General features: G+C 53.5%; 25 protein-coding genes. 7 read left to right on the plus strand and 18 right to left on the minus strand.

The annotated features are described in order from the left end of the window. Positions 1-144: 144 nt before the first annotated feature. Positions 145-924: a YwmB family TATA-box binding protein gene (locus DQG23_RS21940; protein WP_113033023.1), complete on the minus strand. Its 780-nt coding sequence runs from the start codon at positions 922-924 to the stop codon at positions 145-147. Positions 925-1,113: 189 nt separating this feature from the next. Here DQG23_RS21940 and DQG23_RS21945 point away from each other — a divergent pair, with 189 nt between their 5' ends. Continuing rightward, positions 1,114-1,464: a hypothetical protein gene (locus tag DQG23_RS21945; protein ID WP_113033024.1), complete on the plus strand. Its 351-nt coding sequence runs from the start codon at positions 1,114-1,116 to the stop codon at positions 1,462-1,464. 83 nt (positions 1,465-1,547) lie between these two features. Here the strand turns inward: DQG23_RS21945 and DQG23_RS21950 are convergent, their stop codons facing one another. The 12 genes from DQG23_RS21950 to DQG23_RS22005 all read right to left on the minus strand — a co-directional run bounded on the left by DQG23_RS21950 (position 1,548) and on the right by DQG23_RS22005 (position 11,127). Beyond that, complete coding sequence (locus DQG23_RS21950; protein WP_113033025.1) at positions 1,548-1,991, minus strand: GNAT family N-acetyltransferase; 444 nt, start codon at positions 1,989-1,991, stop codon at positions 1,548-1,550. 475 nt (positions 1,992-2,466) lie between these two features. Then, positions 2,467-3,111 carry a phosphatase PAP2 family protein gene (locus tag DQG23_RS21955; RefSeq protein WP_113033026.1) on the minus strand — a complete coding sequence of 215 codons (645 nt, stop codon included), beginning with the start codon at positions 3,109-3,111 and terminating at the stop codon, positions 2,467-2,469. A 112-nt stretch (positions 3,112-3,223) separates the two neighbouring features. Continuing rightward, the gene (locus tag DQG23_RS21960) at positions 3,224-3,481 is read right to left on the minus strand and encodes a hypothetical protein (RefSeq protein WP_113033027.1); all 258 of its coding nucleotides are present in this window, start codon (positions 3,479-3,481) and stop codon (positions 3,224-3,226) included. 117 nt (positions 3,482-3,598) lie between these two features. Next, positions 3,599-4,243 (minus strand): response regulator, encoded by a 645-nt coding sequence (locus tag DQG23_RS21965; protein WP_113033103.1) that lies wholly within the window; start codon positions 4,241-4,243, stop codon positions 3,599-3,601. 36 nt (positions 4,244-4,279) lie between these two features. Continuing rightward, on the minus strand, positions 4,280-5,368 hold the full coding sequence (locus DQG23_RS21970; RefSeq protein ID WP_113033028.1) for a sensor histidine kinase: 1,089 nt from the start codon (positions 5,366-5,368) through the stop codon (positions 4,280-4,282). A gap of 207 nt (positions 5,369-5,575) precedes the next feature. After that, positions 5,576-6,235, minus strand: coding sequence for a cell wall-active antibiotics response protein LiaF (gene liaF / locus DQG23_RS21975; protein ID WP_113033029.1), 660 nt, complete (start codon positions 6,233-6,235; stop codon positions 5,576-5,578). Between the two features lie 152 nt (positions 6,236-6,387). After that, positions 6,388-7,122 (minus strand): PspA/IM30 family protein, encoded by a 735-nt coding sequence (locus tag DQG23_RS21980; protein WP_113033030.1) that lies wholly within the window; start codon positions 7,120-7,122, stop codon positions 6,388-6,390. 4 nt (positions 7,123-7,126) lie between these two features. After that, entirely contained in the window at positions 7,127-7,588 is a 462-nt protein-coding gene (locus tag DQG23_RS21985) for a PspC domain-containing protein (protein ID WP_113033031.1), read from the minus strand. After that, a complete protein-coding gene (locus DQG23_RS21990; RefSeq protein ID WP_113033032.1) occupies positions 7,585-8,265 on the minus strand; it encodes a PspA/IM30 family protein in 681 nt (226 codons plus the stop codon). Before DQG23_RS21990 ends, DQG23_RS21985 begins: the two co-directional genes overlap by 4 nt. A gap of 115 nt (positions 8,266-8,380) precedes the next feature. Continuing rightward, complete coding sequence (locus DQG23_RS21995; RefSeq protein ID WP_113033033.1) at positions 8,381-8,677, minus strand: LiaF transmembrane domain-containing protein; 297 nt, start codon at positions 8,675-8,677, stop codon at positions 8,381-8,383. Between the two features lie 270 nt (positions 8,678-8,947). Continuing rightward, positions 8,948-9,646, minus strand: coding sequence for a YetF domain-containing protein (locus DQG23_RS22000; protein WP_113033034.1), 699 nt, complete (start codon positions 9,644-9,646; stop codon positions 8,948-8,950). A 272-nt stretch (positions 9,647-9,918) separates the two neighbouring features. After that, on the minus strand, positions 9,919-11,127 hold the full coding sequence (locus tag DQG23_RS22005; RefSeq protein WP_113033035.1) for a GNAT family N-acetyltransferase: 1,209 nt from the start codon (positions 11,125-11,127) through the stop codon (positions 9,919-9,921). Positions 11,128-11,434: 307 nt separating this feature from the next. Between DQG23_RS22005 and DQG23_RS22010 the strand changes: the two genes are divergently transcribed. Together DQG23_RS22010 and DQG23_RS22015 are read left to right on the plus strand one after the other, a co-directional pair. Next, positions 11,435-12,673: a C40 family peptidase gene (locus DQG23_RS22010; protein ID WP_113033036.1), complete on the plus strand. Its 1,239-nt coding sequence runs from the start codon at positions 11,435-11,437 to the stop codon at positions 12,671-12,673. Between the two features lie 290 nt (positions 12,674-12,963). After that, positions 12,964-14,169: a serine hydrolase domain-containing protein gene (locus tag DQG23_RS22015; RefSeq protein ID WP_158560634.1), complete on the plus strand. Its 1,206-nt coding sequence runs from the start codon at positions 12,964-12,966 to the stop codon at positions 14,167-14,169. 293 nt (positions 14,170-14,462) lie between these two features. Here the strand turns inward: DQG23_RS22015 and moaA are convergent, their stop codons facing one another. Next, positions 14,463-15,467, minus strand: a complete 1,005-nt coding sequence (gene moaA / locus DQG23_RS22020; protein ID WP_113033038.1) for a GTP 3',8-cyclase MoaA — start codon at positions 15,465-15,467, stop codon at positions 14,463-14,465. Positions 15,468-15,771: 304 nt separating this feature from the next. On the opposite strand from moaA, the gene DQG23_RS22025 reads away from it, so the two are divergent. Continuing rightward, positions 15,772-16,239, plus strand: coding sequence for a GNAT family N-acetyltransferase (locus DQG23_RS22025; protein ID WP_113033039.1), 468 nt, complete (start codon positions 15,772-15,774; stop codon positions 16,237-16,239). 194 nt (positions 16,240-16,433) lie between these two features. On the opposite strand, the gene DQG23_RS22030 is transcribed toward DQG23_RS22025, so the two are convergent. From DQG23_RS22030 to DQG23_RS22040, 3 genes are all read right to left on the minus strand, one after another. Next, positions 16,434-17,195: an SDR family NAD(P)-dependent oxidoreductase gene (locus DQG23_RS22030; protein WP_158560635.1), complete on the minus strand. Its 762-nt coding sequence runs from the start codon at positions 17,193-17,195 to the stop codon at positions 16,434-16,436. Positions 17,196-17,598: 403 nt separating this feature from the next. Further along, positions 17,599-19,323 (minus strand): dihydroxy-acid dehydratase, encoded by a 1,725-nt coding sequence (gene ilvD, locus DQG23_RS22035; RefSeq protein ID WP_113033041.1) that lies wholly within the window; start codon positions 19,321-19,323, stop codon positions 17,599-17,601. 68 nt (positions 19,324-19,391) lie between these two features. Then, on the minus strand, positions 19,392-20,882 hold the full coding sequence (locus DQG23_RS22040) for a M81 family metallopeptidase (protein ID WP_113033042.1): 1,491 nt from the start codon (positions 20,880-20,882) through the stop codon (positions 19,392-19,394). A gap of 214 nt (positions 20,883-21,096) precedes the next feature. Between DQG23_RS22040 and DQG23_RS22045 the strand changes: the two genes are divergently transcribed. The 3 genes from DQG23_RS22045 (at position 21,097) to DQG23_RS22055 (ending at position 23,023) form a co-directional block, all read left to right on the plus strand. Further along, positions 21,097-21,759, plus strand: a complete 663-nt coding sequence (locus DQG23_RS22045; protein WP_113033043.1) for a GntR family transcriptional regulator — start codon at positions 21,097-21,099, stop codon at positions 21,757-21,759. A 160-nt stretch (positions 21,760-21,919) separates the two neighbouring features. Then, positions 21,920-22,642, plus strand: coding sequence for an EcsC family protein (locus DQG23_RS22050; protein WP_113033044.1), 723 nt, complete (start codon positions 21,920-21,922; stop codon positions 22,640-22,642). 15 nt (positions 22,643-22,657) lie between these two features. Beyond that, positions 22,658-23,023 carry a hypothetical protein gene (locus tag DQG23_RS22055; protein WP_113033045.1) on the plus strand — a complete coding sequence of 122 codons (366 nt, stop codon included), beginning with the start codon at positions 22,658-22,660 and terminating at the stop codon, positions 23,021-23,023. A gap of 96 nt (positions 23,024-23,119) precedes the next feature. Here the strand turns inward: DQG23_RS22055 and DQG23_RS22060 are convergent, their stop codons facing one another. Beyond that, the gene (locus tag DQG23_RS22060) at positions 23,120-24,208 is read right to left on the minus strand and encodes a DUF4432 family protein (RefSeq protein ID WP_113033046.1); all 1,089 of its coding nucleotides are present in this window, start codon (positions 24,206-24,208) and stop codon (positions 23,120-23,122) included. Between the last annotated feature and the right edge of the window lie 28 nt (positions 24,209-24,236).

Genomic DNA, 24,236 nt, shown 5'->3' on the forward strand with positions numbered 1-24,236 from the left:
AATCGTTTACTTCCACGTTGGTTGGGTACACTGTCGCACCATACTTTCTATAACATAATGACTCTGGCCTCGGCCATTCTAATGCATTAGTTTACCACAATCTTGATAAACGCGCCATTGTGAACGACAGCATTCGACATTCGCTCAATATTCGGTCGTAATCACCGGCGTTCCGATCGTTAACCGCCACCGTCCGTCTTGCGACTGCTTGTGCAGAGCCGCCTGCAGCGATACGCGGTACATGCCGCTGCGCACGCTTCCTTTCAGCTTTTTGGACGAAAAGGTTACGCTCACCGTTCCGTTATCCGTATATCTCTCCAGCTCCTTGCCGTGAAAATATTGGCCGATCCGCTTGAGCAGCACGTCCGTCTTCTCGCCGGACCCGAGCGCTTTCTCGCTGACGAGGCCTTGCACCGCGATGTTCCATTTGCCGTGCAAGCCGTTCTCCAGAAGCATTTCCGAAACTTGCCGCTGCCATTCCGCCAGCGCCTCGCCGTCCAAGCGATCGGCCTTCAGCTCCCGCTTGACGACCGCATACCCTTGCTTCCCTTCGCCGGTGTCGAAAAGCACAAGCGAAATGCTCCCCCCGCCGTACGGCAAAATTGTGCTCGCCCGATACATCGCTTTATCCGTTCCCCCGTCTCCGCTCCCCGCAGCCGCTCCTGCCGGAGCCGTCTCTTCCTTCAAGTCGAGCAGACGAGACAGTCTTTTGCCTGCCGTCAGCCAGCCCTCCGCCTGAACATCCGCATCCAGCTCGCCGCCGAAGCGAATCGTCACATCCTTCGCGCCTTCCATCTGTTCTTCCGCATATCCGGCAACCGCCAGCATGTCCTTGCCGTTCTCGGCCCCCGCTTGTCCGATCAGCCCGCCTGCGACAATCGCCGCGATCAGACAAAGCACGGCGGCGTACAGCCATTTTTCCATGCCATACCTCCGTTCCTGCAAAGAATTCCTTTTCACGCGCCATATTCGAAATTCCGTTCCCTCTATCTCCGAACACGCTCGGGCCTATGCTTGCAAAATATAATAAGCCGGTACCCAAGACATTCGTCTATGCCGAAACGCCTACGGTTGAATAACATATATCGTAGATGATCATGCGGAGGTGTGGGCATGCACTTGGTTCATCCGATAAACGAAGAACATTGCAAGCTATTCGTCGGCCGGGCGGTTTGCGTCGTCAAGAACGACGGAAGCCGTCATATCGGCATATTAAGCGGTCTAGAGAAGGGCCGCCTTGTTTTGAACGATCGTCCGGGAGCCGCAGGAATCGATGATGAAGATGCCGGCAAAACATCCATTAAGAAAAACAAAACAAAAAGCAAAAACAAAAGCGAAAAAGCTGAAGTATCGGCTAGTCAACTTCCGCCGAGTCCTTACCGCCCCGTTCCTTTCCGCCCTTACGGAGAACGCGTGGCCGTCGATCTATCGTCAGTGGCATTATTGTTTCCGGTATTTTTGTAGAAGGGCTTTACACAAACAAAACCAGGGCAGCGCCGGCTGTGTCCCTGGTTTTATGTGTTTTGTCTCTCATGCTGCGGCGGACATCATAACGGCTTTTCAAGTAAATAACATTGATATTCCGGTACGAACGAATTCGTCGCATAGCCGATACGCTCATAAAAGCGTTTGGCTTTATCGTTGCTCTCGTCAACGTACAGCTGCGCGCGCGTGCAGCCTGTTTGCCTGCCGTAGGTTTCCCCCACGGCCATGAGCGCGCTCCCCCATCCATTGCCTTGAAAATCCCGCTCGACGGCAAGCATTTCAACGCGAAGCACGCGCTGCGCGCTTGAAACGCTGACGAAGCCGATCGGCATTTTGCCTCCGCGGTGCTCGCCGACATACACCTTGCTGCGGTCCAGCATTTTCTCGACGTCTTTCCTGCCGATTTGCAAGGTCGGGAAAACCGCCTTGGCGTAAGGTACAAGCTCGCGTTCAATGAGTCGATACAGATGCGGATCATCTAGACTCGGCATCCTTAAGCGGATCATCCCGATCACTCCTTACACAGGTACGGTTGTGCGTTTCGCTTGCTTGCAGCACCGATACCGTGTCCGTATAGTGTACGCTAAGAAGACAGCCTTCGTACCGTCATTTGCCCGCTTGGGCCGTTCAATCGGTCGTTCGCCGCCGGAGCGCCTTCGAATGCCTTATAACAAAACAGACAGCCCCGAACAAAGCTGGCGGGGATTATCGTTGTACGATCGCTCTCCGTTCGAATGTTCCGGCTGTCGTCTAGCTGTCCTTGGACCGCAAGCTTGCCATAGCCCTTAATATTTTTTTCGCATCAGCCATAGAAAAAGCGCACAAACGATCACCACAACGCCGATGACGATCCATTTAGCCGTTCCATCCAAGCCCTATCCCTCATTTCCAACCGTCCGCTACATGCCGTTTCGGGCTCCTCGCTCGCATACCTTTCCCTTCCATTGTAAAACGCTTTGCGTTTCTAGTCAAAGTCCGGCGCTACCTGCGAGCCTTCCGCTCCATATACCACTGGAACAGCCAAATCGTAACCCCAAGCCAGCACGCGCTTGCCAAATACCCGCCCAGTACGTCGCTTGGATAATGCACGCCCAAATAAATGCGGCTGATCCCGATCAGCAGCGTCATCGCAATCGCCAATACAATGACGACCGTGCGGGCCGTGCGCGTTCTAAGATGACGCCACAGTAAAAATGCGAGTATTCCGTAAAAAGCGAAAGCTACCATCGAATGGCCGCTTGGAAAGCTGTAGCCGACCTCTTCGACGAGCCTGTGCTCGACCGGCCGGTCGCGTTCGAACAAGTTTTTCAGCAAATCATTCCAAATTTTTGTTCCGAGCACGGCAACGACGAACAGCACGAGCTCCATCCGGTGCTTCAGCACCGTAAACAAAAATATCATGATCAATAAGGACAACACGACCATCGGTACCGTCGTGCCGATATACGATATGCCTTTCATGAATGGCGTAAGCGCTTCCGATTCGAGACCTTGTACATGTCCGATCAAGCTCTTGTCAAAGCCGCTCAACCCTCTGTTAAAGGTCAACAAGGCCACAATAATAAAGCAAACTGCTCCGAGCAGCCCGAAATACAGGGCATAACGCGTCCTGCCGATGTTCGTCATTCCCATTCCTCACCTTTGCCTATGATGCCCCGTCATATTCCCGTGCCTGCGCAGCAGACGCGTCTCTGCGAAAGCTTCCTGCATCTGCGTATAGCTAATCAAATCCAAGTTTTTAAATCGGCAGCATGTTTTGGCGCTCCGCCTTAGGTTTGCAAGCTTTGCACAGCCCTACAACCTGCCCCTCGGAATTGGAATAAAAGATCAGCTTGTCGGCTTTCTTCTTGCAGTACGAGCATTTTTGCGTAAGCTTTCTGTACGCGGTCAGGTTTGTCACTTTACCCTTCCGGCCGCCGCGCTTGCGTATTTGCACATATGTAAGACCGGCCGCTGCGGCGGCGGCAGCCAGCCCTCCGTATATCCATGCTTCCATAGCAGACATCTCCTCACTCCCTAAGGATTAACGCCTGCCGATATCTATTATGCCGGCGTTAACCGCAGGTTTTAGAGCCGCATCCATGATTTTTCCGATAGACAACATCGAAAGCAGCTATTCCGCCAAGCCGTTCTTGAAGGCGTAAATGGCTGCTTGCGTACGATCCTCAACACCCAGCTTGGCGAGGATGTTCGTTACATGAAACTTGACCGTCTTAACCCCGATAAACAGGTCGTCGGCTACGTCCTGATTCGACTTCCCGCGGGCAATCAGACGAAGCACCTCCATCTCGCGCTCGGTCAAATCCTCATGCGGCAGCGCCTCCTGCTTGGGCTGGCGGAACCGGTTCATCATTTTCGTCGCAACTTGGGCTTCCAGCACAGGCTGTCCTTTCGCCGCCGAACGAATGGCTTGCGCGATCTCGCTTGCCCGCGAGGTTTTAAGCAAATAGCTGAATGCCCCGGCTTCGATGACAGGGTACATTTTCTCATCGTCAAGAAAGCTGGTGAGCACGATGACCTTGCAGTCGGGATGCTGCTGAAGCAGGCGCCGCGTCGTCTCGATCCCGTCCATGCCGTCCATCACAAGATCCATCAGCACAACGTCCGGTCTGTATTCCAGCGCCAGCTTTATGCCTTCCGCGCCGCTCCCCGCTTCGCCCACCACCTCGATGCCGTCTTCCGTTCCGAGTACGGCGGCAAGCCCGATCCGCACCATCTCATGATCGTCTACCAAAAGCACCTTAATCGGCGTATCCATCAGCTTGTACATCTCCCTTCCGGTATTATGAGCATTTTAATCGGCTGCACCTGCATGCTCCGGGACGGGAGCCTGTTCCCCGGCCGTAACCTGGACGGTAATCGGAATTCTGATGTCGATTCTCGTCCCTTTGTCCGGAGCGGTAACCAAGTTGATCGAGCCGCCGATTTCATTCACCCGTTCCTTCATCGATACGAGCCCGTATGAAGCATGCTTCTGGGCGTCCAGCTCGAAGCCTACCCCGTTGTCGCGAATTACGAGCCGCACCGCATCGGACGCAGGACGTACAAGCCGGATTTCCAGCTTCGACGCCTTGGAATGCCGCAGCGCATTCGACAGCGCTTCTTGCACGATCCGGAACAGATGATCCTCGATTCCTTTGGCAAGCTGGATCGCCTCGTCCATTTCCCAGTCAATCTCAATCGGCACCTTCGCTTGAAGCTCCTGCAGCAGCTCGAGCAGCGCTTGGGCAAGACGCTTGCCCTCAAGGTGAACGGGCCGCAAGTGCAAAAGAAGCGCACGCATCTCCGATTGGGCGACCGCGGACATTTCCTCGATCAGCTGAATTTGCCGCTTGGCTTTATCAAAATCCTTCTCCAGCGTCCGGGCCACCGCCGTTGCCGTCATCGAGATGGCAAAAAGCTGCTGGCTGACCGCATCGTGCAAATCCCGCGCCAGCCGCTGCCTTTCTTCGATTACCGCAGAATAGCGCGCCTTCTCGGCAAGCTGCGCGTTATCGTTCGACAGCCTCTGTAGCGAATTGATTTGCTCCTCCCATTTTTGACTGATGCGCCCAAGCTGCTCGCCCAGCCTTCCGATCTCGTCCTCGCCGAGAGGCGGAATCGTCCGCGACAAATTTCCCTTCTCCAAGTATAACATCGCTTCGCGCAATTGATCGAGTCTGCGGATCACCCTGTTCGTATACCAGTAGCCGAACGCGGCACCGGCCGTTACCACGATGCCGATCAGCATCAGACTTATTTTAACCCCGACCTGCCACGTCTCGAACGGACGCAAAAATCCGCCGGAGGATAAAATGTATATGACGACGCCAAATAAAAAAAGGCAGAGAAGTATGGACTCTCCCATGTTGCGCCAAATCATATTGGTCAGCTTGCGGTTCATCCCTGTCTCTCCTTCCCGGCCGATCTAAATTCTCTATGTTCCCGGGTATAAACAAATACCCGAATATATTCGACGTTACAGCCCCGCAAAGCGGCCAAAATCCCGAAATCCGGCACCGGATGCCGAGCTCGGGCTTTATCGTAAGCTACGGGACGGATGCATGATCCGTATGCCGTTCGACGGCGGCGAAAGCTTTGCGGGACTGGCTTACATCACTTTTATGTCTACATCTCCTACGATATAGGAGACGATCAGTTTCACTTTTTGTTCGCTGGTCTCATAATTCGGGGACTGCCAAGCCACTTTGTTCAGCAGGCCGGCTTCCTTCTCCCGCGCTACATCGACTTGCCCGAACATAAGCGAGCTCTGTACGGACACGCCCATATCTTCGGGAACCACAATATCGATATCGCCGATAATGCCTTGCAGAATAACGACCGATTCCTTCTGCTCGGGTATCGCAAGCGATAAATCCATGTTGACCTCGCCGATGATGTTCCATACGCTCATGTTTTTGAGCACCCACGGCGATTTGTCCCATTTCATGCTTTCCATCAGCTTATGCTTCTGGATGTAGGAATCATCCGGGTGCATCTTCTTGGACCGCAAATAAAAAAAGCCGAAAGACAGCAAAATAATGGCGATGACCAGCGGAAAATTATTGCCTAAAATGATGATCGCGCCGATCGCAAGAAGAATATATCCTTTCTTCCCCGACTGCGTCACGATATTGTGAAGCCCCAATATCATCGAGCTCAAGGCCACGACAATGTAAACGCCGAACGCCTTGTTCACGAGCAGAAAGACGCCGGCGGCGATCAAAACCATGTAAGTATTTCGTTTGTTGTACCGTTTTGATTCGTTCATTGCCGCACCTCCTTGTCGCAAATCGTTCGGCTTGCCTGACGTTCCAATGGGAAGAAAAGCCATAGAGTCGTTACCCTATGGCTTCTAACTTGGTCACTCGCTAGCATATCATAATTTTTCCTGCGCTCAAAGCGCTTTTTCAGTAAGATCGTTTACTCTTGTTCTTGGGAAGTTTGCGCAGCTTGCGGCTCGTTTACGCCAAGCTTGCTTTTGAGCAGTTGAAGTTGCTCGTCGACGCGCTGCTGCTTAACCGGATCGACCGGTGCGTACGCCGTATATCCTGCGGCCGATGCATAGCTTGCGCCGGTCGGCACGTAAGGCTTGCGGGAGATTTCCGCTTCCACTTCCATTTGGATGATTTTCTCTTCCATACGGTGGAAGCCGCGTGCGGCATGGCCGGATTCGATCGTGTTCGTCGACGTCACTTGCGCCATTTGCTTCTTCGCTTTGGCCAGCTGGGCACGGGATACGAGCTCGCTGCGCTTGTTGCGCAATTTGTAGTACTCGCCTTTCATTTCGTGCAGCTGCTGCACCAATTCCTCAGCTTGCTGTTTCGATTGAAGATGCATATCGGTGTATTCGGCAACCTTCTGGTCGTGATACAGCTTCTCTTCCAGCACTTGGCGAGCGGCCTCTTCGTGACCGTTCTTGAGTGCGTTGCCCGCTTGTACTTCGCGCTCCGCCGACAGCTTGATCGACTCCTGCAGGCGCTGCTGAAGCTTGCGCTCGTTGGCGATTTGCTTGGCGACCGTTACTTCCGCTTGTGCGATTTCTTCCTCCATGTCGCGGATGTATTGGTTGAGCATAATGATCGGATCTTCCACCTTGTCCAGTACTTCGTTGATCGATGCTTTCGTCATATCCTTAATTCGTGTAAATACGCCCATTGTTTTATTCTCCCTTCTCGTATTTGGCCAGTTTGGCCCGAAGTTCGTCAAGTTCTTTGCGCATTGCTTTTTGCTCGATGTCTTTCATCATTTCATCCAATTCCTGATTGGATTGGCTTGCTTTCGGCGCGGCCGACGGCTGCGGCTGATGCGCGGCTGCAGGGGCTCCGTAGCCATAGCTGCTTACCGGAGGCTGCATCGGCTGGCTGCCGTACATCGGCGGCTGCGCCGGCCCCGGACCGAACGGATTGCCGTTCGGCGGGAACATTCCCGGAAATTGCGGCTCCTTCGGAATCACTATGCTTGCGATAATGTACAGGAAGATGACGGGAGCGCCGCCCGAGAAGATCGCCGTTGCCACAACGATAAGCCGCAGCAGTGTCGGATCGACATTCAACATTTCCGCCAGTCCTCCGCACAAACCTGTCAGCTTGCTGTCCCTGCGGGAACGGTACAGTTTTCTCATTTCGACGACCAGCCTTCCTTTTCAAGCTTTTGTTTAAGTTTGTTCAATTCTTGGTCGAGAGCGGTGTTCAGCGTCATGCCGACCTGCAGCATCGCTTCCCGGCCGATTTTACGCAGATCGCTGAGCGATCTTGCTTCCATCTCCATGTCGGACACACGATCCTCCAAACGGTTGAACATGCGCGGGGTCGGATTGAAGCCGGTAGACCCCATGTAGTTGTTCATCCGCTGCTGCAGACGGGCCGTTTCGATGCGAGCCATGTAGTAGCTGCGCTTGGCCGCGACTTCGTCGTGATCGGCTTTCAGCTGCCGCAGTTGATCCTCCAGCTCGAGAATCGCTTGCTTGCTCTGTTCGTAGAGCTCGCGGTATTGGTTGCTTTTCTCCTCGTGCTGCATTTTCTCGTGCAGGGCAAGCCGCGCCACTTCGTCTTCGCCGGCTTTCAAGGCTACCAGCGCTTGCTGCTCGCGTTTCTCTTTATACTGCTCGGCGGTCAAATAATGCTGCCGCAGCGTTTGAGCGTGATGCATCGCTTGTGTGTAAAGCCTCTCGGCTTCTTGAATGTGCTGCCGCTGCTCGATCAGGTAGCGATCGATCAAGCGGACCGGATCTTCGGATTGCTCGAGCCGCTCGTTTAAGGTAGCGACCGTCATGTCACGCATTCGTCGTAGTATGCTCATTGCTTATCCTCCTTCAACTGATCCCCGGAAAGCCAAGCGATTTGCCCTTGCGGGGAGCCCAGGTTTTTGCCCGATTGTATTTACGAACCTTCTTTATCCTATGTGTTTGCGTTGTTTAATAGGTTGCATTGTTCTTAAGCCGGGATACGCCGTATGCGATAAGCGCGATCGCGATCAGAACGCCGATGATTCCGGAGAATTTCCCAAGCAGGATAATCGCGCCGACCACCATAAGTGCCAATCCGATAAACGTTTTGCCGTTTTTCATTCCGTAGAAGCCGAGTCCGACCATCGCGATCGGGATCAGGTAACCCATCAGCCAACCGAAACCAAAACCGACTTTATCCAGCAGGATCAGCGCGCCGCAGGCGATCAGGAAAAGTGCGAAGCCGCCGTTTCGATTCAATCTCATTTTCGTTCACCGCCTTTCGTTTATGTCTCGCTTGCTTATGTCCTTATTCTAGACTGATTCGGGATTTGCCAAAACGGACCGGCGGCGGTTTTTGCACCTGGACCTAAGTCGGGGCAGCCGTCCGACCCACGGGGGAGCAGGACTAAGACCTCAAGCTTGCCCCAAGTCTTATATTATAAAAGAGGCCCGGCGATTCCCGTATCGACGATCGAAAACGCCGACCGCCGGGAATTCGCCGGGCCTGTACTCGGGAGCCTTAGGTTCACCGCCCTAATGCAGTCCGTTACCGCTCCGTTTCGTTACATACAAAGAGCCGTCGCTTTGCAGCTCGGCGAAAAACACGTCCTCGACCGACTCGATTCCGGCCTCGCGGAGCTCGCCCTCCAGCCATTCGCGCGACAGTTGAAGCTCCTGCAAGTTTTTGCGGACGATTTTCCCGTCGACAATCATCTCGGTCGGTACGTACTTCCGTTTGGACGGCTGCAAGGACAAATCGCTTTTCGTCACGGTTTCCTGCTCCGGCTTTTTCAACACGCTAAGCTGCCCGTTCGGCTCCAGAATCGCATACTCCACTTCCTTAACGCTGAATACCTGGTTATTGCGCAGCAGCATGCTCAAATCGTCCATGTTCAGGCGGAGCCGGGCAAGTACCCGATCTTGAATGACCCCTTTTTTGACTACGATGCTGGGCTCGCCGTCAAGCAGCACGCGCGCTCTCGAAGATTTGAGAGCGATGAGCTCCATCGCTATCGACAATAAAGCCCAAGCGACCAAGCCGGTTATGCCGGACGTCATGGTTATATCCCGATGCACAACCATATCTCCGGCAATATTCCCGAGCGCAATACCTGTAATATAGGTAAAATACGTCAGTTGACCGAGCTGCTTTTTGCCCAGCAGACGCGTCATCAACAGCAATACCGAAAACCCGGCCAGCGTCCGCGCCAGTGTGATCCCTATCTCTTCCATGGTTCCTCCTAGAACGTTTCCGAAACTTCCCGAAAAGCCGAGCTTTCCGATTCTAGTAACCATTGTTGCCCGCCGTCCTTAATCTCAAACGAAAAACATAAGCGGAACGGTTGCAAGTTTCATAGAAGATCACCGGATACACCCTGCTCGTAAAAAACGGCCGAGCCTGCAAACCCTCGCAGAAACCGGCCGTTATTATAGACTTGTCGTACTCAAACGGCTCCCTCAACGTAAGGACAGACTTCCGGCCTGGAATTCAGCCATTCCATCCATTAGAAGTAGTCGGCCAAAAATGTCGTCCGTACCGGCAGTGAGGCTTCCCATATCGCCACATCCTCCGTGCTGCCGTTCAAACGGCCGAGCGCGTGAAGCCGTGCCGGCCTCATATAACCCATCAGCATTGCGCTCAGCGTGCCGATCCCGCAAGCGATTCGTTTCGTTTCCCCTCCGCCTGCGAAAGCCGCTTCCGAGGACAGCTTTCCTTTCTCAAGCCGTTCGACAGACGCCTTCCCCGCTTCGTCGATCTGCACGGCGAAAACGCCGTCGTTCCACGCCGCATGGGCGTCGTTTATCTCCAGCAGCAGCTGCCTCTTCGCACCCGGGACAAACGGATACTGCTGCAGCAGCGCTTGTACGTCGACGATGCGCGCCATAAAATACGGAACGATTTCCTGTTTGATTTTGGGGTCATCGAGCATAAAAGGCAAAGGATCGTCAACCGGCGCCCTCATCACGACGCTTTTCATCATCGAGTCATGGTTCGCGAGAAACCGCCAAAGCCCTTTGCGCGCCTGCTCGTCCAAAAATGCCATATCGTGAACGGTCATCTCAAAATTCCGGACCTGATAGTATACGTATCCGGCGGGCACGCCCTCCCCATTATAATAGACAGCCGCTATACCGGGCTTGGATTCGAACAGATTGCGTCTCCACCACGCCTCGTCGCGCATCAGCATGCCGTTGTAGCCGACGGCGTACGCTTCGTAGATCCGATTCAGCAGAGCGATGTCCGAGGTCGTTTCCATATGTCCGCCGGGATCGGCAAACGCGGGCAGCTTGGAGGTTTCCAGCGTGTATGTTTTGTACTCGATATAAAGCTCCCAGCCGAATTTACGGTAGAACGAAAACGAAAACGGGTGCAGGAACGAAACAAGCTGACCGTTCTCCCGCATCGCTTCGAGCCCCCGCCGAAGAAGCTTGCCGACCATCCCCTGGCGCCTGTATTCCGGCCAGGTTGCCACGCTTGCCACACCGCCCATCTCGACACGTTTTCCGTTCAGCCATGTGCGCATCGGATAAACCGCCATTTTGGCCGCAAGACGCCCGTTTATGAAATATCCCCAAACATGCTCCGCCTTGAAATACTTCAATCGTTCCTCAACTTGCTCCGGCGTCAGCGAATATTGAAACGCAAACTGCGACAACCGCAAGCTCTCGGTCATTTCCTCGCTTTTCAGCCGTCTGATAGCAATTTCCTCCATTTGTCTCATCCTTTCGTCGCCGCATGCCGCGTCCTATTTTTAGTATCCATTATACACGTCAAAACGCCGGATAACGATTTGACGTTACGTACAAAGTCCGCATCGAATATTTCCATTATATTACACACGAACCGCCGACTGGTATATTTTTCAGCTAAAATTCGTCTGCCGCCTATGCTATGATCGTTCTAGAAGTCTAGTAGATTTTGATGGGAAATCGCCCAGTTACAAGCATTTTACTAGGCTGTGCACGACCGTATGCCCGCGCGGCCGCGGTCTGAAACAACATAATAGGAGGCGCTACACAATGAGGAAAAACATGGCCAAGCTGGTCATCGCCGGTACCCTTTGTTTCAGCATGATGCCGATTCAAGCACTGGCGCAATCGACAACAACGCAAACCGCCACCGTCGTTCAATCCGTCAGCTTCAGAGAGAAGCCGTCCACTTCGGGTGAACGAATACGTTACTTACAGAAAGGCGAGACCGTAACCGTAATCGACAAGCCGAACAGCTATTGGCTTCACGTCAAAGACGGCAACGGCAAGACCGGATACATATCTTCGTCACAGACTTACATAACCCTAAAAACCAATACCGCCCCTTCGACAGGCCAATCGAGCGGCAAAGCAAACGCCGAAGTCGTCGCCAGCGTATCGTTCCGCAAAGGCCCTTCAACAAACGACGCACGCATCCGCTTTTTGAAGGAAGGCGAACGAATCACCGTCGTCGATAAAGTGAACAGCTACTGGTACAAAGCGATCGACAGTGCCGGCGTAACCGGATATGTCAGCACAAGCGATCAATACATTGAGTTGTTCGGTTCCGAAGAGGACGATAACGAGGAAGCCGTATTCCAGGACGATCCTAACGCAACCATCGTCAAATCCGTTTCGTTCCGCACGGGGCCTTCGACGGATGCGAGCCGCATCCGATATTTGCAAGCCGGCGAGCCGGTGCTTATTTTGCAAAAGGTGAACAGCTACTGGTATAAAATCCAGGACAAAAACGGCAAACTCGGATACGTCAGCACAAGCTCTTCCTATATCAAAACCGATTCTACAACGCCGACGCCTACTCCCGAGCCTCCGGTACAGGTTCCATCCAGTCAATCCGTTGAGAAAATGATCGCCGCCGGCATGAAATTTCTCGGAACGCCTTACGAATACGGCTCGAGCCGGTACGACAATACGACCATGGATTGCTCCGATTTGGTCCGCCAAGCTTTCTTGAACGGCCTGAACCTCCGCTTGCCCGGCGATTCGCGCAGTCAGGGCGAATACGTCAAGCAAGTCGGCAAAACGACAACGGACTGGCATAATTTAAAGCGCGGAGACCTCTTGTTCTTCATGTCGTACAAAGGCTCCAAAGCATCCAGCTATGCCGGCATCAACAAAGCTTCGCAGCGGATTACGCATGTGGCCATCTACCTCGGCAACGGCCAAATCCTGCATACCTACTCCAAGGAATCCGGCGGCGTGCGCATCGACAACCTTGCCGGGAAGCATTGGGAATACCGCTTTATTTTCGGCGGATCGGCTCTATAAGCAATCATGACATGCGACGCATCTTCCACTTGGAGGGTGCGTTTTTTTTATTCCCGCAGGCGTTTCTATTTGTCAGATTTATAGCGTTATCTACATTTCCTAGAAATTATAATCTTAATTTAAGGTACCCGGCCTACCCGCTTTTTATAATGAGTACATAAATAGATAGAGATAGAAGAGAGAATTGCCTTGGAGGAGAAAAGATTCCCTCTCGCCTGATGCACGGAACTGTCTTTTGGGGCGGTTCCGTTCATTTTGGCGTGGGGCGCGAAGGAGGAAACCCGCTACTCATGTACGTTAGAGAGGAACCGAAAAAAACAGGCCGCATCATCTTGATTGCTGCGATCGCGCTCGTTTGCGCAGGGGTCGCCGTCTTCTATTTAAATACGACGGTCATGGCCAAAAAGCCGGATTACTGGCCGACGACAGGCTGGAAAACATCCTCACCGGAAGAGCAGGGCATGGATTCGGCCAAGCTCGCCGCCATGTTCGATGCGCTTGCCGGTCAAAATCTTCACAGTATGCTGATCGCCCGAAACGGGTATATCGTAGCTGAGGCCTACAACAGCAGCACCGAACAGGATCAGAAGCAAGACGTGCTTTCCGTAACCAAAAGCGTGACGTCGACCCTTATGGGAATCGCGATTCAGCAAGGGAAAATCGGCAGCGTGGACGAGCCTGCTTACTCTTATTTTCCAGAGCTTGCCCAGGACCCGGATACGCGCAAGCAAACGATCCTGCTCAAGCACCTGATGACGATGACTTCCGGCCTCTCTTGGAGCAACGAAGAAGAAAAATCGTCCAAGGATATGATAAACAGTCCGAACTGGATCGAGTACATTACATCCCAGCCGATGACGGGAGATCCGGGAACCCAATTTGCATACAGCAACGGCAACGCCCATCTGCTGTCGCCGATTCTGCAAAAAGCGACGGGCAAAAACATTTTCGAATACGCGAAGGAAGTTTTGTTCAAGCCGCTCGGGATTACCGACGTGAGCTGGGATAACGACCCGCAAAATCAGCCTAACGGAGCATGGGGTCTTCAGATGACTACTCGCGATATGGCCAAATTCGGTTACCTGATCCTGAACAACGGCAAATGGGAAGGAAATGCGGTCGTACCGAAGGACTGGGTGACGAAGGCAACGACCGGTTACGTCGGAGAAAACTTCAAGGACGGCACGATGCGCGGCTACGGCTACTTGTGGTGGCTTCGTTCCAAAGGCAATGCCGTTCCGGCCGACAAAAAATACGAGATGTATTCGGCGACCGGCTCAGGCGGTCAGCGCATAGTCGTCGTGCCGGCCCAAAATCTCGTACTCGCTTTTACGGCCGACAACAGCGACAGCTTTTTCATGGATAAGCTGATTGACGAATATATCGTTCCTTCCGTGTTATCCTCCAAGGCGCTGCCCGCCAATGAGGAAGCAAGCGCAAAGCTGCAGGACAAAATCGCTCAGTTCAAGCAAACGAGCGACGTACCGACGGAATAACCGCTGACATAGAAGGCTGTGATCAGCTCGACGTAGCGAAGCAATAACCGTGAATAGAAGGCTGCTTCACCCTCGAGGTAGCGAAGCAATAACCGTTGAATAGAAGGCTGCTTCACGCTCGGGGTAGCGAAGCAAACCGGGCAAACGATGCGCGAATTAGCCGCTTGTCAACGTTTCACCCGTGATAACGATAAGTTCAGCGTAATGCGCCAGTGCGCTATTAATAGAACAAAGCCTCGAGCTCAACTGTTGTTGAGGAGCTCGAGGCTTCTTTTTGGGGACGCTATTCCGTCTTACCCCCCGATTTGCGACATGCGCCTGATCGTCGGCGTGTGCGATTGGCCCTGCTGCTTCAGCGCTTCCGCCATTTCGTGATTTTCCGGCTTAATGTCGAGCGCCCTGAAAAACAAATCCTCCACCGCCCGGTCATCGCCGATCAGCGGACGCACGTTAAATTCGTCGGACCAATACAAGCAAGGTTTGATGTTGCCGTCCGCGGTCAAACGCAGCCTGTTGCAGGTCTGGCAAAAGTGGTCGCTGACCGGATGGATCAATCCGAAGGCGCCTGCCGCCCCTTCGATCCGGTAATTTTGCGACGGACCGTTTCCGTACACCGTTTCCGATTGCGCCGCACGCCAACCGTTCGCTTCGCATCGCTCCAGCACGGTGCTGAGCGGCACGTATTTATTTCGCCAGCCGTCGTCGTCATGACCGATCGGCATATATTCGATAAATCGTACATGAAGCTTGCGCTCCAGCGTCAGCTTGAGGAAATCGTCGATTTCATCGTCGTTCAGCCCGCGCATAAGCACGACATTAATCTTAATCGGATCGAGTCCGACGCGGTAAGCCGCTTCGAGGCTGTCCAGTACCTTACGGATATCGCCGCCGCGCGTGATAAGCGCAAACCGGTCTGCTCGCAGCGAATCCAGACTAATATTAACGCGGGTCAGCCCTGCAGCCCGGAGCTGCTCCGCTTTCCCCGCAAAAAATATCCCGTTCGTCGTAAGCGCAATATCTTCAATGCCCGGAATCGCGGAAAGCTTGCCGACAAGCTGCTCGAGGTTTTTGCGGACGAGGGGCTCTCCCCCGGTCAGCCGAAGCTTGCGGACACCGAGTCCGGCAAGCACGCGAACGACCTCGTAAATCTCCTCAAACGTAAGCGTCCGTTCATCAGGCGCAAACTCCATCCCTTCCTCAGGCATGCAATAAACGCAGCGCAAATTGCATTTATCCGTCACCGAAATGCGCAAATAATCGTGCACGCGACCGAAACGGTCGATAAGCCGCCGCTGCATCCTCATTCCCCCCTTCGTCCGACCGGTGTTTCCGTCCTATTTGATTATTCCATTATGACATAATTTATACAAAAAATATACGAAGAGATCGCGCCCTCACTTGGGTTATATTGGGTACGGCAGTGTGCGGAGAACCTGTTATGGGAGCTGTGTAAATGTCGTCAACCGCCTTCAAAAAACTTTTAAGGAACGCAGTATAATTCCGGCAGCCAATCATGTACGATGGTATGGAAATGTTCTCCTATTCATAGCTGCAAATTTACTGGATGATGATTCGCAAATCAAATGGTTGGGGGGATGAACGATGGAGATCGACGTTCGGCTGGCCACGATCCATGACATCGATGAGCTTGTACAAATGCGCTGGGACTTTTCGCTGGAGGGTGTCACCGATCATTCGGAAAGCTTCGGGGAGTTTCATGCCGTTTGCAGCTCGTTTTTAGAAAAGGCAATAGAGAGCGGCAGCTGGTTCATCTGGGTTGCGGAAGCGGAAGGCGGATTGGTTTCACACATGTATTTGCAGCTTATCCGCAAAGTGCCGCGTCCTGGAAAATCGCCCGATCCATATTTCGGATACGTAACGAACGTTTATACGCGGCCAAGTCACAGAAGTCTTGGGATCGGGGCTAAAATCCACTCGGCCTTGGAGCAATGGTCCATGCAAAACGAAGTCGAATTTCTAATCCTCTGGCCAAGCAGCGGCAGCGTTCCTTTTTATGAAAGAAACGGTTTCGCCCGCAGCGAGGATGCGCTGGAGAAGCATTGGGGATAGCAGTTGCGACGTGCATGGCGGATTTTCTAATGGAAGCAATTCTAGCGATATAAAGTACGGTTGTGACTGCTCTATCATCTCAGACTATAGCAGGCTTCTAGCTGCTTCCAAGGTTTGTTTTCCGGCATAAACCAGAAAACCGCCGTCCGATCGCTACCTGCGATCCGGACGGCGGTTTTCTTGTACGTACAAAATTAGTGCATGACCCAGCCGCCGTCGATATTAAGCAGCTGGCCGGTAATAAAATCGCTGTCGGGCGAAGCGAGGAAAACAAAGCCGCCGACCATGTCGGAGGGAAGCTGGCGCCGGGCAAAGCATTGCTCCTTCGCCAAGTAAGCGGCCGATTCCGCAAGACGCTCCTCGTCGTAGGTGAGTATCTCCTGCTCCGTCTTGACCGCTCCGGGCGATATGGCGTTAACCGTAATGCCATGTTCGCCGACCTCCCGCGCCATTGCGCGCGTAAACCCGACGATGCCGCCCTTGGAGGCGACGTAGTGCACGAAGCCTTTTTGGCCTCTCAGAAAGGTTACCGAGGAGACGTTGATGATTTTACCGTATTTCCGTTCTTTCATATAAGGGAAAACTGCTTTGGAAATCAGAAAACACGATTTCAGATTGACGTTCATGACACGATCCCATTCTTCCTCGGTGATCTCGTACCATGTTTTGTTCGGGTAGATTCCGGCATTGTTGACGACAATATCGACACCGCCCCAGATCTCTCCGATCGCTTGAATCATCCGCTCGACCTCGGCTGCATTAGATACATCCGCCTGCTGGACGATCGCTTCGCCTCCGGATTCAATGATGGCAGCCCTGACTTGCTCCGCTTCCACCGGCGTATTCCAGTAGTTGACGACAACCTTGGCGCCTTCCGCGGCATAAGCAAGGCAAACCGCCTTCCCGATCCCCGTAGCCCCGCCGGTAACCAAGGCCACTTTGTTCCGCAATTTCATGGCGTTCGCTTCTCCCATCGTTCTACCAAAGTGTGAAAAAGTATAAAGGCAAGTTACTCCTCTGATTTTACGTGAATGCCGCATTTTCTTCCATATCAGTTGGACAAAAGTCCGGTTATGATCTGACAATTTGAAGGCTAAACGCTAAATGGAAAACATACATCTATTTTTCACTTTTTAGGGTGTTTTGAGCATTTAGCTGGAAAAACTACATCTATTTTAGCGTTTTTATCCGAAAACGAGGATTTTCACAAAAAATAACTGTATGAATTCCAGCTAATGCTCTATTTGCATCCTTCCGCTCAAAACTAGATGTAGTTTTTCCATTTAGTATCGCCGGTCGAGACGCTGCAATCGATTAACTTTCCCGCCTGACTGGCGGCGGGCTATCGTTCCAGGCGAATCAGCCCAAGCCGCCGCCCTGCAGCGACGGATTCGCGCAGCGGGTGTAGGTACCCAGTACGCCCTTATGCTTGAAGTCCGGCCGCTGCCAGCCTTGACGCCGCTCGTCCAATACGGCTGCGATTTCTTCCTCACTCCGCGCTTCTCCGGCGATTCCGGTAATCGCGATCGAACGGTTCGGGATATCGATGCGCACGGTATCGCCGTTGGCGATTAGTGCGATCGTGCCGCCGTCGATCGCTTCCGGACACAAGTAGCCGACGCAAGGGCCACGCGTCGCGCCCGAGAATCTGCCGTCCGTGACGAGCGAGGTCGTCTTGGACAATACGGGATCGGATGCGATCAACTCCGACATAAAGAACATTTCCGGCATCCCTGCAGCCCGCGGGCCTTGATAGCGGATAATAATGACGTCGCCTGGCTGGATCGTTTTGTCTTTGTAAGCCTGTACCGCCGTCGCTTCATCGTCGAATACGATCGCCGGTCCTTCGTGAACATGCATCTCCGGAGCGACCGCCGTCGTTTTGATGATGCAGCCCTCTTCTGCGAGGTTGCCTTTCAGATAAGCCATCGCGCCTTCCGACTTGAGCGGCTTCTTCAGCGTATAAATGACATCTCGCCGGTTCAGTTTATAGTTGGCAAGGAACATTTCCGCAAAACGCGGCATTTCGCTTGCTTTATACGCCTGCAGATTTTCTGCAACCGTTCTTCCTGTCACCGTCAATTGGTCCAAATGCAGCATATCCTGCAGCTCCAGCATAACCTGCGGCACGCCCCCTGCATACCAGAACAGCTCGGTCGGGTATTTGCCGGCCGTTTTCGTATCGACCAGAACGGGAACTTGGCGATGAATGCTGTCGAACAGGTCCGCATCGATTTCAATTCCCGCTTCTTTGGCTATCGCAATCAAATGCATGACCGCATTAAGCGAGCCGCCGATCGCCGCATGGATCATAATCGCATTCTCGAACGCCTTGCGCGTCAAAATATCCGACGGCCGGATATCGGCCTTCACAAGACGCATAACCTGCTGGCCCGCCTCGCGCGCCGCGCGGCGTATTTCCGCATTCGTCGCCGGAATCAAAGCCGACCACGGCAATGCGAGTCCGAGCGCTTCCGACATAACCTGCATCGTCGCCGCCGTGCCCATATATTGGCATGCCCCGCATGTCGGACAGCAGGCGCGCTGGAACGCGAGAAACTCTTCCTTGGTCATCGACTGCTCGCTGACCTTCACGCTCATATGCCAGAGCTCTTCGTTCGACTTCATGCACGGCCCTGCGCCCATGGCGCCGCCAGGCACATGAACGGCCGGAATGTTCAGTCTCGCGATCGCAACAAGATGGGCCGGAACGGCTTTGTCTCCCGCCGAGGTCAGCACCATTGCGTCGAATGGGGTCGCCTTCGCGTGAATTTCCACCATCCCGGCGATCATATCCCGGGAAGCGAGCGAATAACGCATCCCGCCATGCGCCTGGGCCACGCCGTCGCAAATGTCGGTCGTCGTATATACAGCCGGCTTGCCGCCGAGCTGCAGCACGCCTTTCTCCATTTCGCTGACCAATTCGCCTAAGTGGTAAGAGCTCGGATGGCTGTGCCCCTCCGTGCTTTCAACCATGACTTGAACGCGGTCCAGATCGTCGACCGTCCAATCCATCGACATGCGCAGGGCATCGCCCTCGAAGCTGATTTGTCTGACTTTCTGGCTGTTTAATTGCTCGTTCATCCGTTCGTCCTCCCTCGCTTTGCAAAGCTCCATTCGATTTATATGACTTTCCCGCTGTTCAATAGCCTTTACTTAGCAAAGCTCCATTCAAAATGATCGTCAAACGGGTAAAACGGACGCGCTATCCGTTCAAAAGGTAAGCTCCGTAAATTCGCGGTGCTGCTTCCCGGCGTATCCATAATAAGCATGGTCGACGAAATGTCACGGTAACACGATCTGAACTGCGTCGCCGACTTAACCAGCACAAGCTCGGCATCCTTCGGCTCCAGCCCTACGCAGCGGTACATCGCGGGATCTCCCGTGAACACCTGACGCTCCATCACCAACAGCGAGATCAGCCCGATCTGCAGCACGACGACGCGTCCCATATTGGCCTGCAGGTTCGCCTGGAAGCCGTCGCCGAACGCAAACCGGCCGTCGCCGATCTTTGCAACGACGCCTTCGATGACGATCGGAGCGCCGTACCGGGAATCCAGCGAGTAACCGATCGGCAGACGAACCTCGGCCCCGATACCCGCTTGAACCGCTTGTTCCACCGCAGAGGCGTCAACGACATGCAGCAGGGTGCGCACTCGTTCCTGCGCGCCCAACTCAAGCATCCGCTTCAAGACAAAGTTGCTGTCGCCCGGCGAGCCGGCGCCCGTACTATCCGCCGAATCCGACATGATGACCGGTTCGCTAGAGGCGCGCTTCTCAGTCAGCTCGACAATCTCCTCGACCGTATACAGCCTGACGTCAAAACGATGCCGTTTCTCCCAAGCAAGCATAGCCAGCCGCTCCGCTTCCTGTATCGCCCATGCTTCGTCCTCCGCCACAACGACGACCGCGAAGCCCATTTCTTCGATATCCAGCCAAGGCTGCAGCTGGAAGAGCGAAGTGACCAGCGATTTGCCGCTCTCTTCGGCGACCGCCGCTTCCTCGATCAGTTCCCGCATCGGACCGTCGGTCGTCTGGTGGTTCTCCGCCGGCAGCATCATCGGCACCTTGCGAAGCACCGTAACCGGCCGCACCTCCTTGCGGATCATCGAGAAAAGCAGCTTCGCAGCGCGTACTCCCGTTTCGAAATGATCGATGTGCGGGAACGTTTTGTAGCCGATGATCGCATTCGCCTGCTCCGCCATCAGCCGCGTTACGTTCGAATGGGAATCAAGCGTCGTCACGATCGGAATATCATGGCCGATTGCCTGCCTTACCGCACGCAGCAGATCGCCTTCCGTGTCGTCGCAGCCCTCGGCGACCATGGCGCCGTGAAACGCCAGAAACACGCCGTCCACCGGTCCTGCGTTCGTGATGTGCAGAACCAAATTATGTTTAAGCGTCTCAAAGGCTTCCCGCTTCAACGTACCGCCCGAAATCGCCTGCGCGTAGAAGGCCGGCACGACTTCGACGCCCTGTTCCTTCGAAGCGGTCAAACAGCCGCCGATCTCATTGCGGACCGTCTCCATTTGCCTGATTTCGTCGCCGAACAAATAAACGAGATTGTGAAAATATTCGATCGAACTCGGATAGAGACTGAACGTATTACTTTCCTGAATAATACCGCCTGCAACGATCCTCATACCGTTATCAGCTCCTGACTTTTCGCCTCATCTTTTCGTTTCAAACGAACAAGTAGGCATCCATATAAAGTTTATCTAACGACATCATAACGATTGAATTTGAATATTGTCAACAATATTTTATTAATCAAAGGTTATGTTTTTCCACGTTGTTGACAATACTGCTATGCCTCCCGTACTGTAAACGGAAAGGGTTCCCGATGGAGGAGGACGTATGGCAAAATTTACATTCATGCAGCAAAACAACATTTCGCTCAGAGAAAAGGTCGTCATTGACATCCGGAAAGCGATTTTGAGCGGCGAGCTGAAGCCCGGTGAGAGATTGAAGGAGGCGGATATCGCAGATCAGATGGGCATCAGCAAAGGCCCCGTACGCGAAGCGATCCGTCAATTGGAGCGCGAAGGGCTGCTGATTACCCAGCCTTATAAGGACACGGTCGTTGCCGACACCGACGGCGACGAAGTACGGGATTTGGTTATCCCGATCCGTTTTCATCTGGAGTGGTTCGTGATCGAGAAATATTTGTCCGCAATGGACGAGGCTTTTTTCGAGAAGCTGCAGCAGATCGTACGGGAAATGTCGCAGCATGCCGAGGAAGGACGGATCGACCGGCTGGTCGAGCTCGATTTGCTTTTTCACGAAACGATCATTTCCCTGGCATCGGAACGGACGCTGCATCTGACTTGGCGCAGCATTATCAATCAGATGAAGCTTCATTTTATGAAAAACCTGCGTTTCTTCGAGAAGGGCGCGATCGTCGACGATCACCAGAAGCTGCTCGACCGGTTGAAGACGAAACAGCCGGAGGCGATTCGCGACGAATTGATCAGCCATATGGACGGCAACCGGCATTTTCTGTACACAAGCCAAAAATGACCTGTAACGTAACGCACATCCCTGCGTATATACTGCACAAGGATAAACGTCTGCGCTTTTCGAAGGAACGATTACGAACAGACACGTTACCGGGAAATCGAACAATCAGCGGAGGATATACCTTCTGAGATTTTAACGTTTATGACGGAGGGCAAGCCGTATGTACGAACAAAAAATCCGCAAAGAGCTGCTGCAATGGGAGCAATCGCTGCTGAAGCCGCCCGGCATGGTGGAGAAGGCTGCCAAAAAGCTGAGCGGCAAAATCAACGAAAAAATACCCGAGCGGGTGCACAATATCATAACCGGAACGGTGAAGGGCATCGTCAAAACATCCTTGTTCGGCGCGGAGTTCACGCCAAACGAGAAGGTATCGTACAAAGTAAGTCTGGCGGATCGCGACAAGAGGGCTGACGAGGTTATTTCCCTGTACAAAAAAATCGCCGCTGCGGAAGGGGCGGGCACCGGCGCCGGGGGTATTCTATTGAGCGTGGCGGACTTCCCGGCGTTGATTGCGATCAAAATGAAAATGCTGTTCCAGCTCGCCCACGTTTACGGCTTCGATACGCATGTGGAGAGCGAGAGGCTGTTTCTGCTGTACGTTTTTCAACTGGCGTTCTCGGGACAAGATGCCAAGCCGGCCGTTTACGGTATCGTGCGAAATTGGGCGGGCCGCGATCCGCTCGCTTTGCCGAAAGCGGACAGCGTCGACTGGGAGCATTTCCAGCAGCAGTACCGCGACGCCATCGATTTGCGCAAAATGCTGCAAATGGTCCCCGGCATCGGTGCGATCGTCGGCGCTTGGGCCAATTACGGCTTGCTCGACGAGCTCGGCACAGCGGCCAAAAACAGCTTCAGGCTCAGAAGGCTGGACACATTATCGTAAAGGCAGGGATTTTACATGACCGTCAAGAGCAAATTTACGGGCGTATTCGAAAGGCTGAGGGAAATTTTGAAGGCATATGAAGCGTTGATGGATGTCAAAAGCGATACGTCTGAAAGCTACTATTTGGATACCCACAAGGTTCATCCGCTCAACAATAAACCTGCTTTCTTCGGGGCGGCGAGCATCAAGAAAAATTACGTCAGCTTTTACCTGATGCCCGTTTACGCCTGTCCCCAACTGCTTGAGGACGCTTCCGAAGGTCTGAAAAAACGGATGCAGGGGAAATCCTGCTTTAATTTCAAGGATAAACGGCTTCGCTGCCCGTTAAGGGCAAGCGCGTTTACCGGGAAATCGAACAATCCCCGGAGATATACTTTCTGAGATTTCAAGGAAATCGACGAAAGTCTGTTCGCCGAACTGAAGGAGCTAACCCGCAAAGGCTACGAAGCTTACAGCGGACAGGGCTTGATATAAGCTTTACGCGCCGGACAGCACGTCATTAATATGCTTTTCCATTGCAATCGCCTGCTCCGGCAGCAACAGCCCCGCTTCCAATTCGAACGTTACGCTGCTCTTGGCGGGAAGCGTCCGGATATTTCCTTTTTGCTTCTCTTTCGTATATCCTCCCGGCTCCGCTGTGGCCGGCAAAGCCAGTCCAAGCGCCTCCTCCGTTCCGTTCCGCACGATCCAGCGCACCACTTTATCCAACTGCTCGGGGCGATGCTTCACATACCCTGCGCAGCCGTCAGGCTGAATATGGATACTGTGAGCCCAGCCGTCTCGATCCGCAAGGTACTTGAAGAACTGCAGCACCTCCAGGTTCAACAGATGCTCCGGCTCAAACACGTTCAGCAAGGAAGGATTTTGCGATACCCTGTCTATGAATGCATAGTATTCGGCAGGCGGGCTATCCACCGCCCCGGGTGTCACCCGGACTTGATCGGCGCCGCAAGGCGCGCTGTAAACCAATCTTCCATAGTCGACCGGCCTAAAATTGACATGAGCCAAGTACATATACTCCATCGGCTCCGTTCTTAAATTCGTGGCCGTGAATCGGATTTGCACCGTAGTCGCATCCTCGTAAAGACGGATGACCGGCTCCGCTTTATAATCACATGTAAAAGCGATCGCGTGCCTATAGCTGCCTCCAACCTCCAAGTAAGCCCCTCTTTCATCGGAGCCCGCCTGAATAAACGCCTGCTGATAAGGAGCGTTCGGCAATTCTCCGTGTACGGGGTGAGCGTCCTCCGGCCCCGGGTTTCCCATGGCCGTCAACCCGCAGTGCTGCAGGAAGCCGCCGTAGGTCGACAGAAAGTCGCGGGTAGGCTGAGGCTCCTCGAAAATGGATTTCATCCCCAAAGATTGTCCTGCGAACTCGATCGACCATATTTGCTGGCCTTGGTAAGGCAATACGACCAAGCGGCCGGAGGAATTCGCCAAACGGACGCCGCATACGCCGGAACGATAACGGAAAATCGACGCTTGAAGCGTTCCGTGCTCCACCAGCAGCTGTTCCTCCCTAGTAAAATAGCTCGCATCCAAATGAAGCTTCGTTTGTATTCCCATGATTTATCCTCCTCTCTTATATTATATA

The organism is Paenibacillus contaminans, from assembly GCF_003285015.1.
GTDB lineage: Bacteria > Bacillota > Bacilli > Paenibacillales > NBRC-103111 > Paenibacillus_V > Paenibacillus_V contaminans.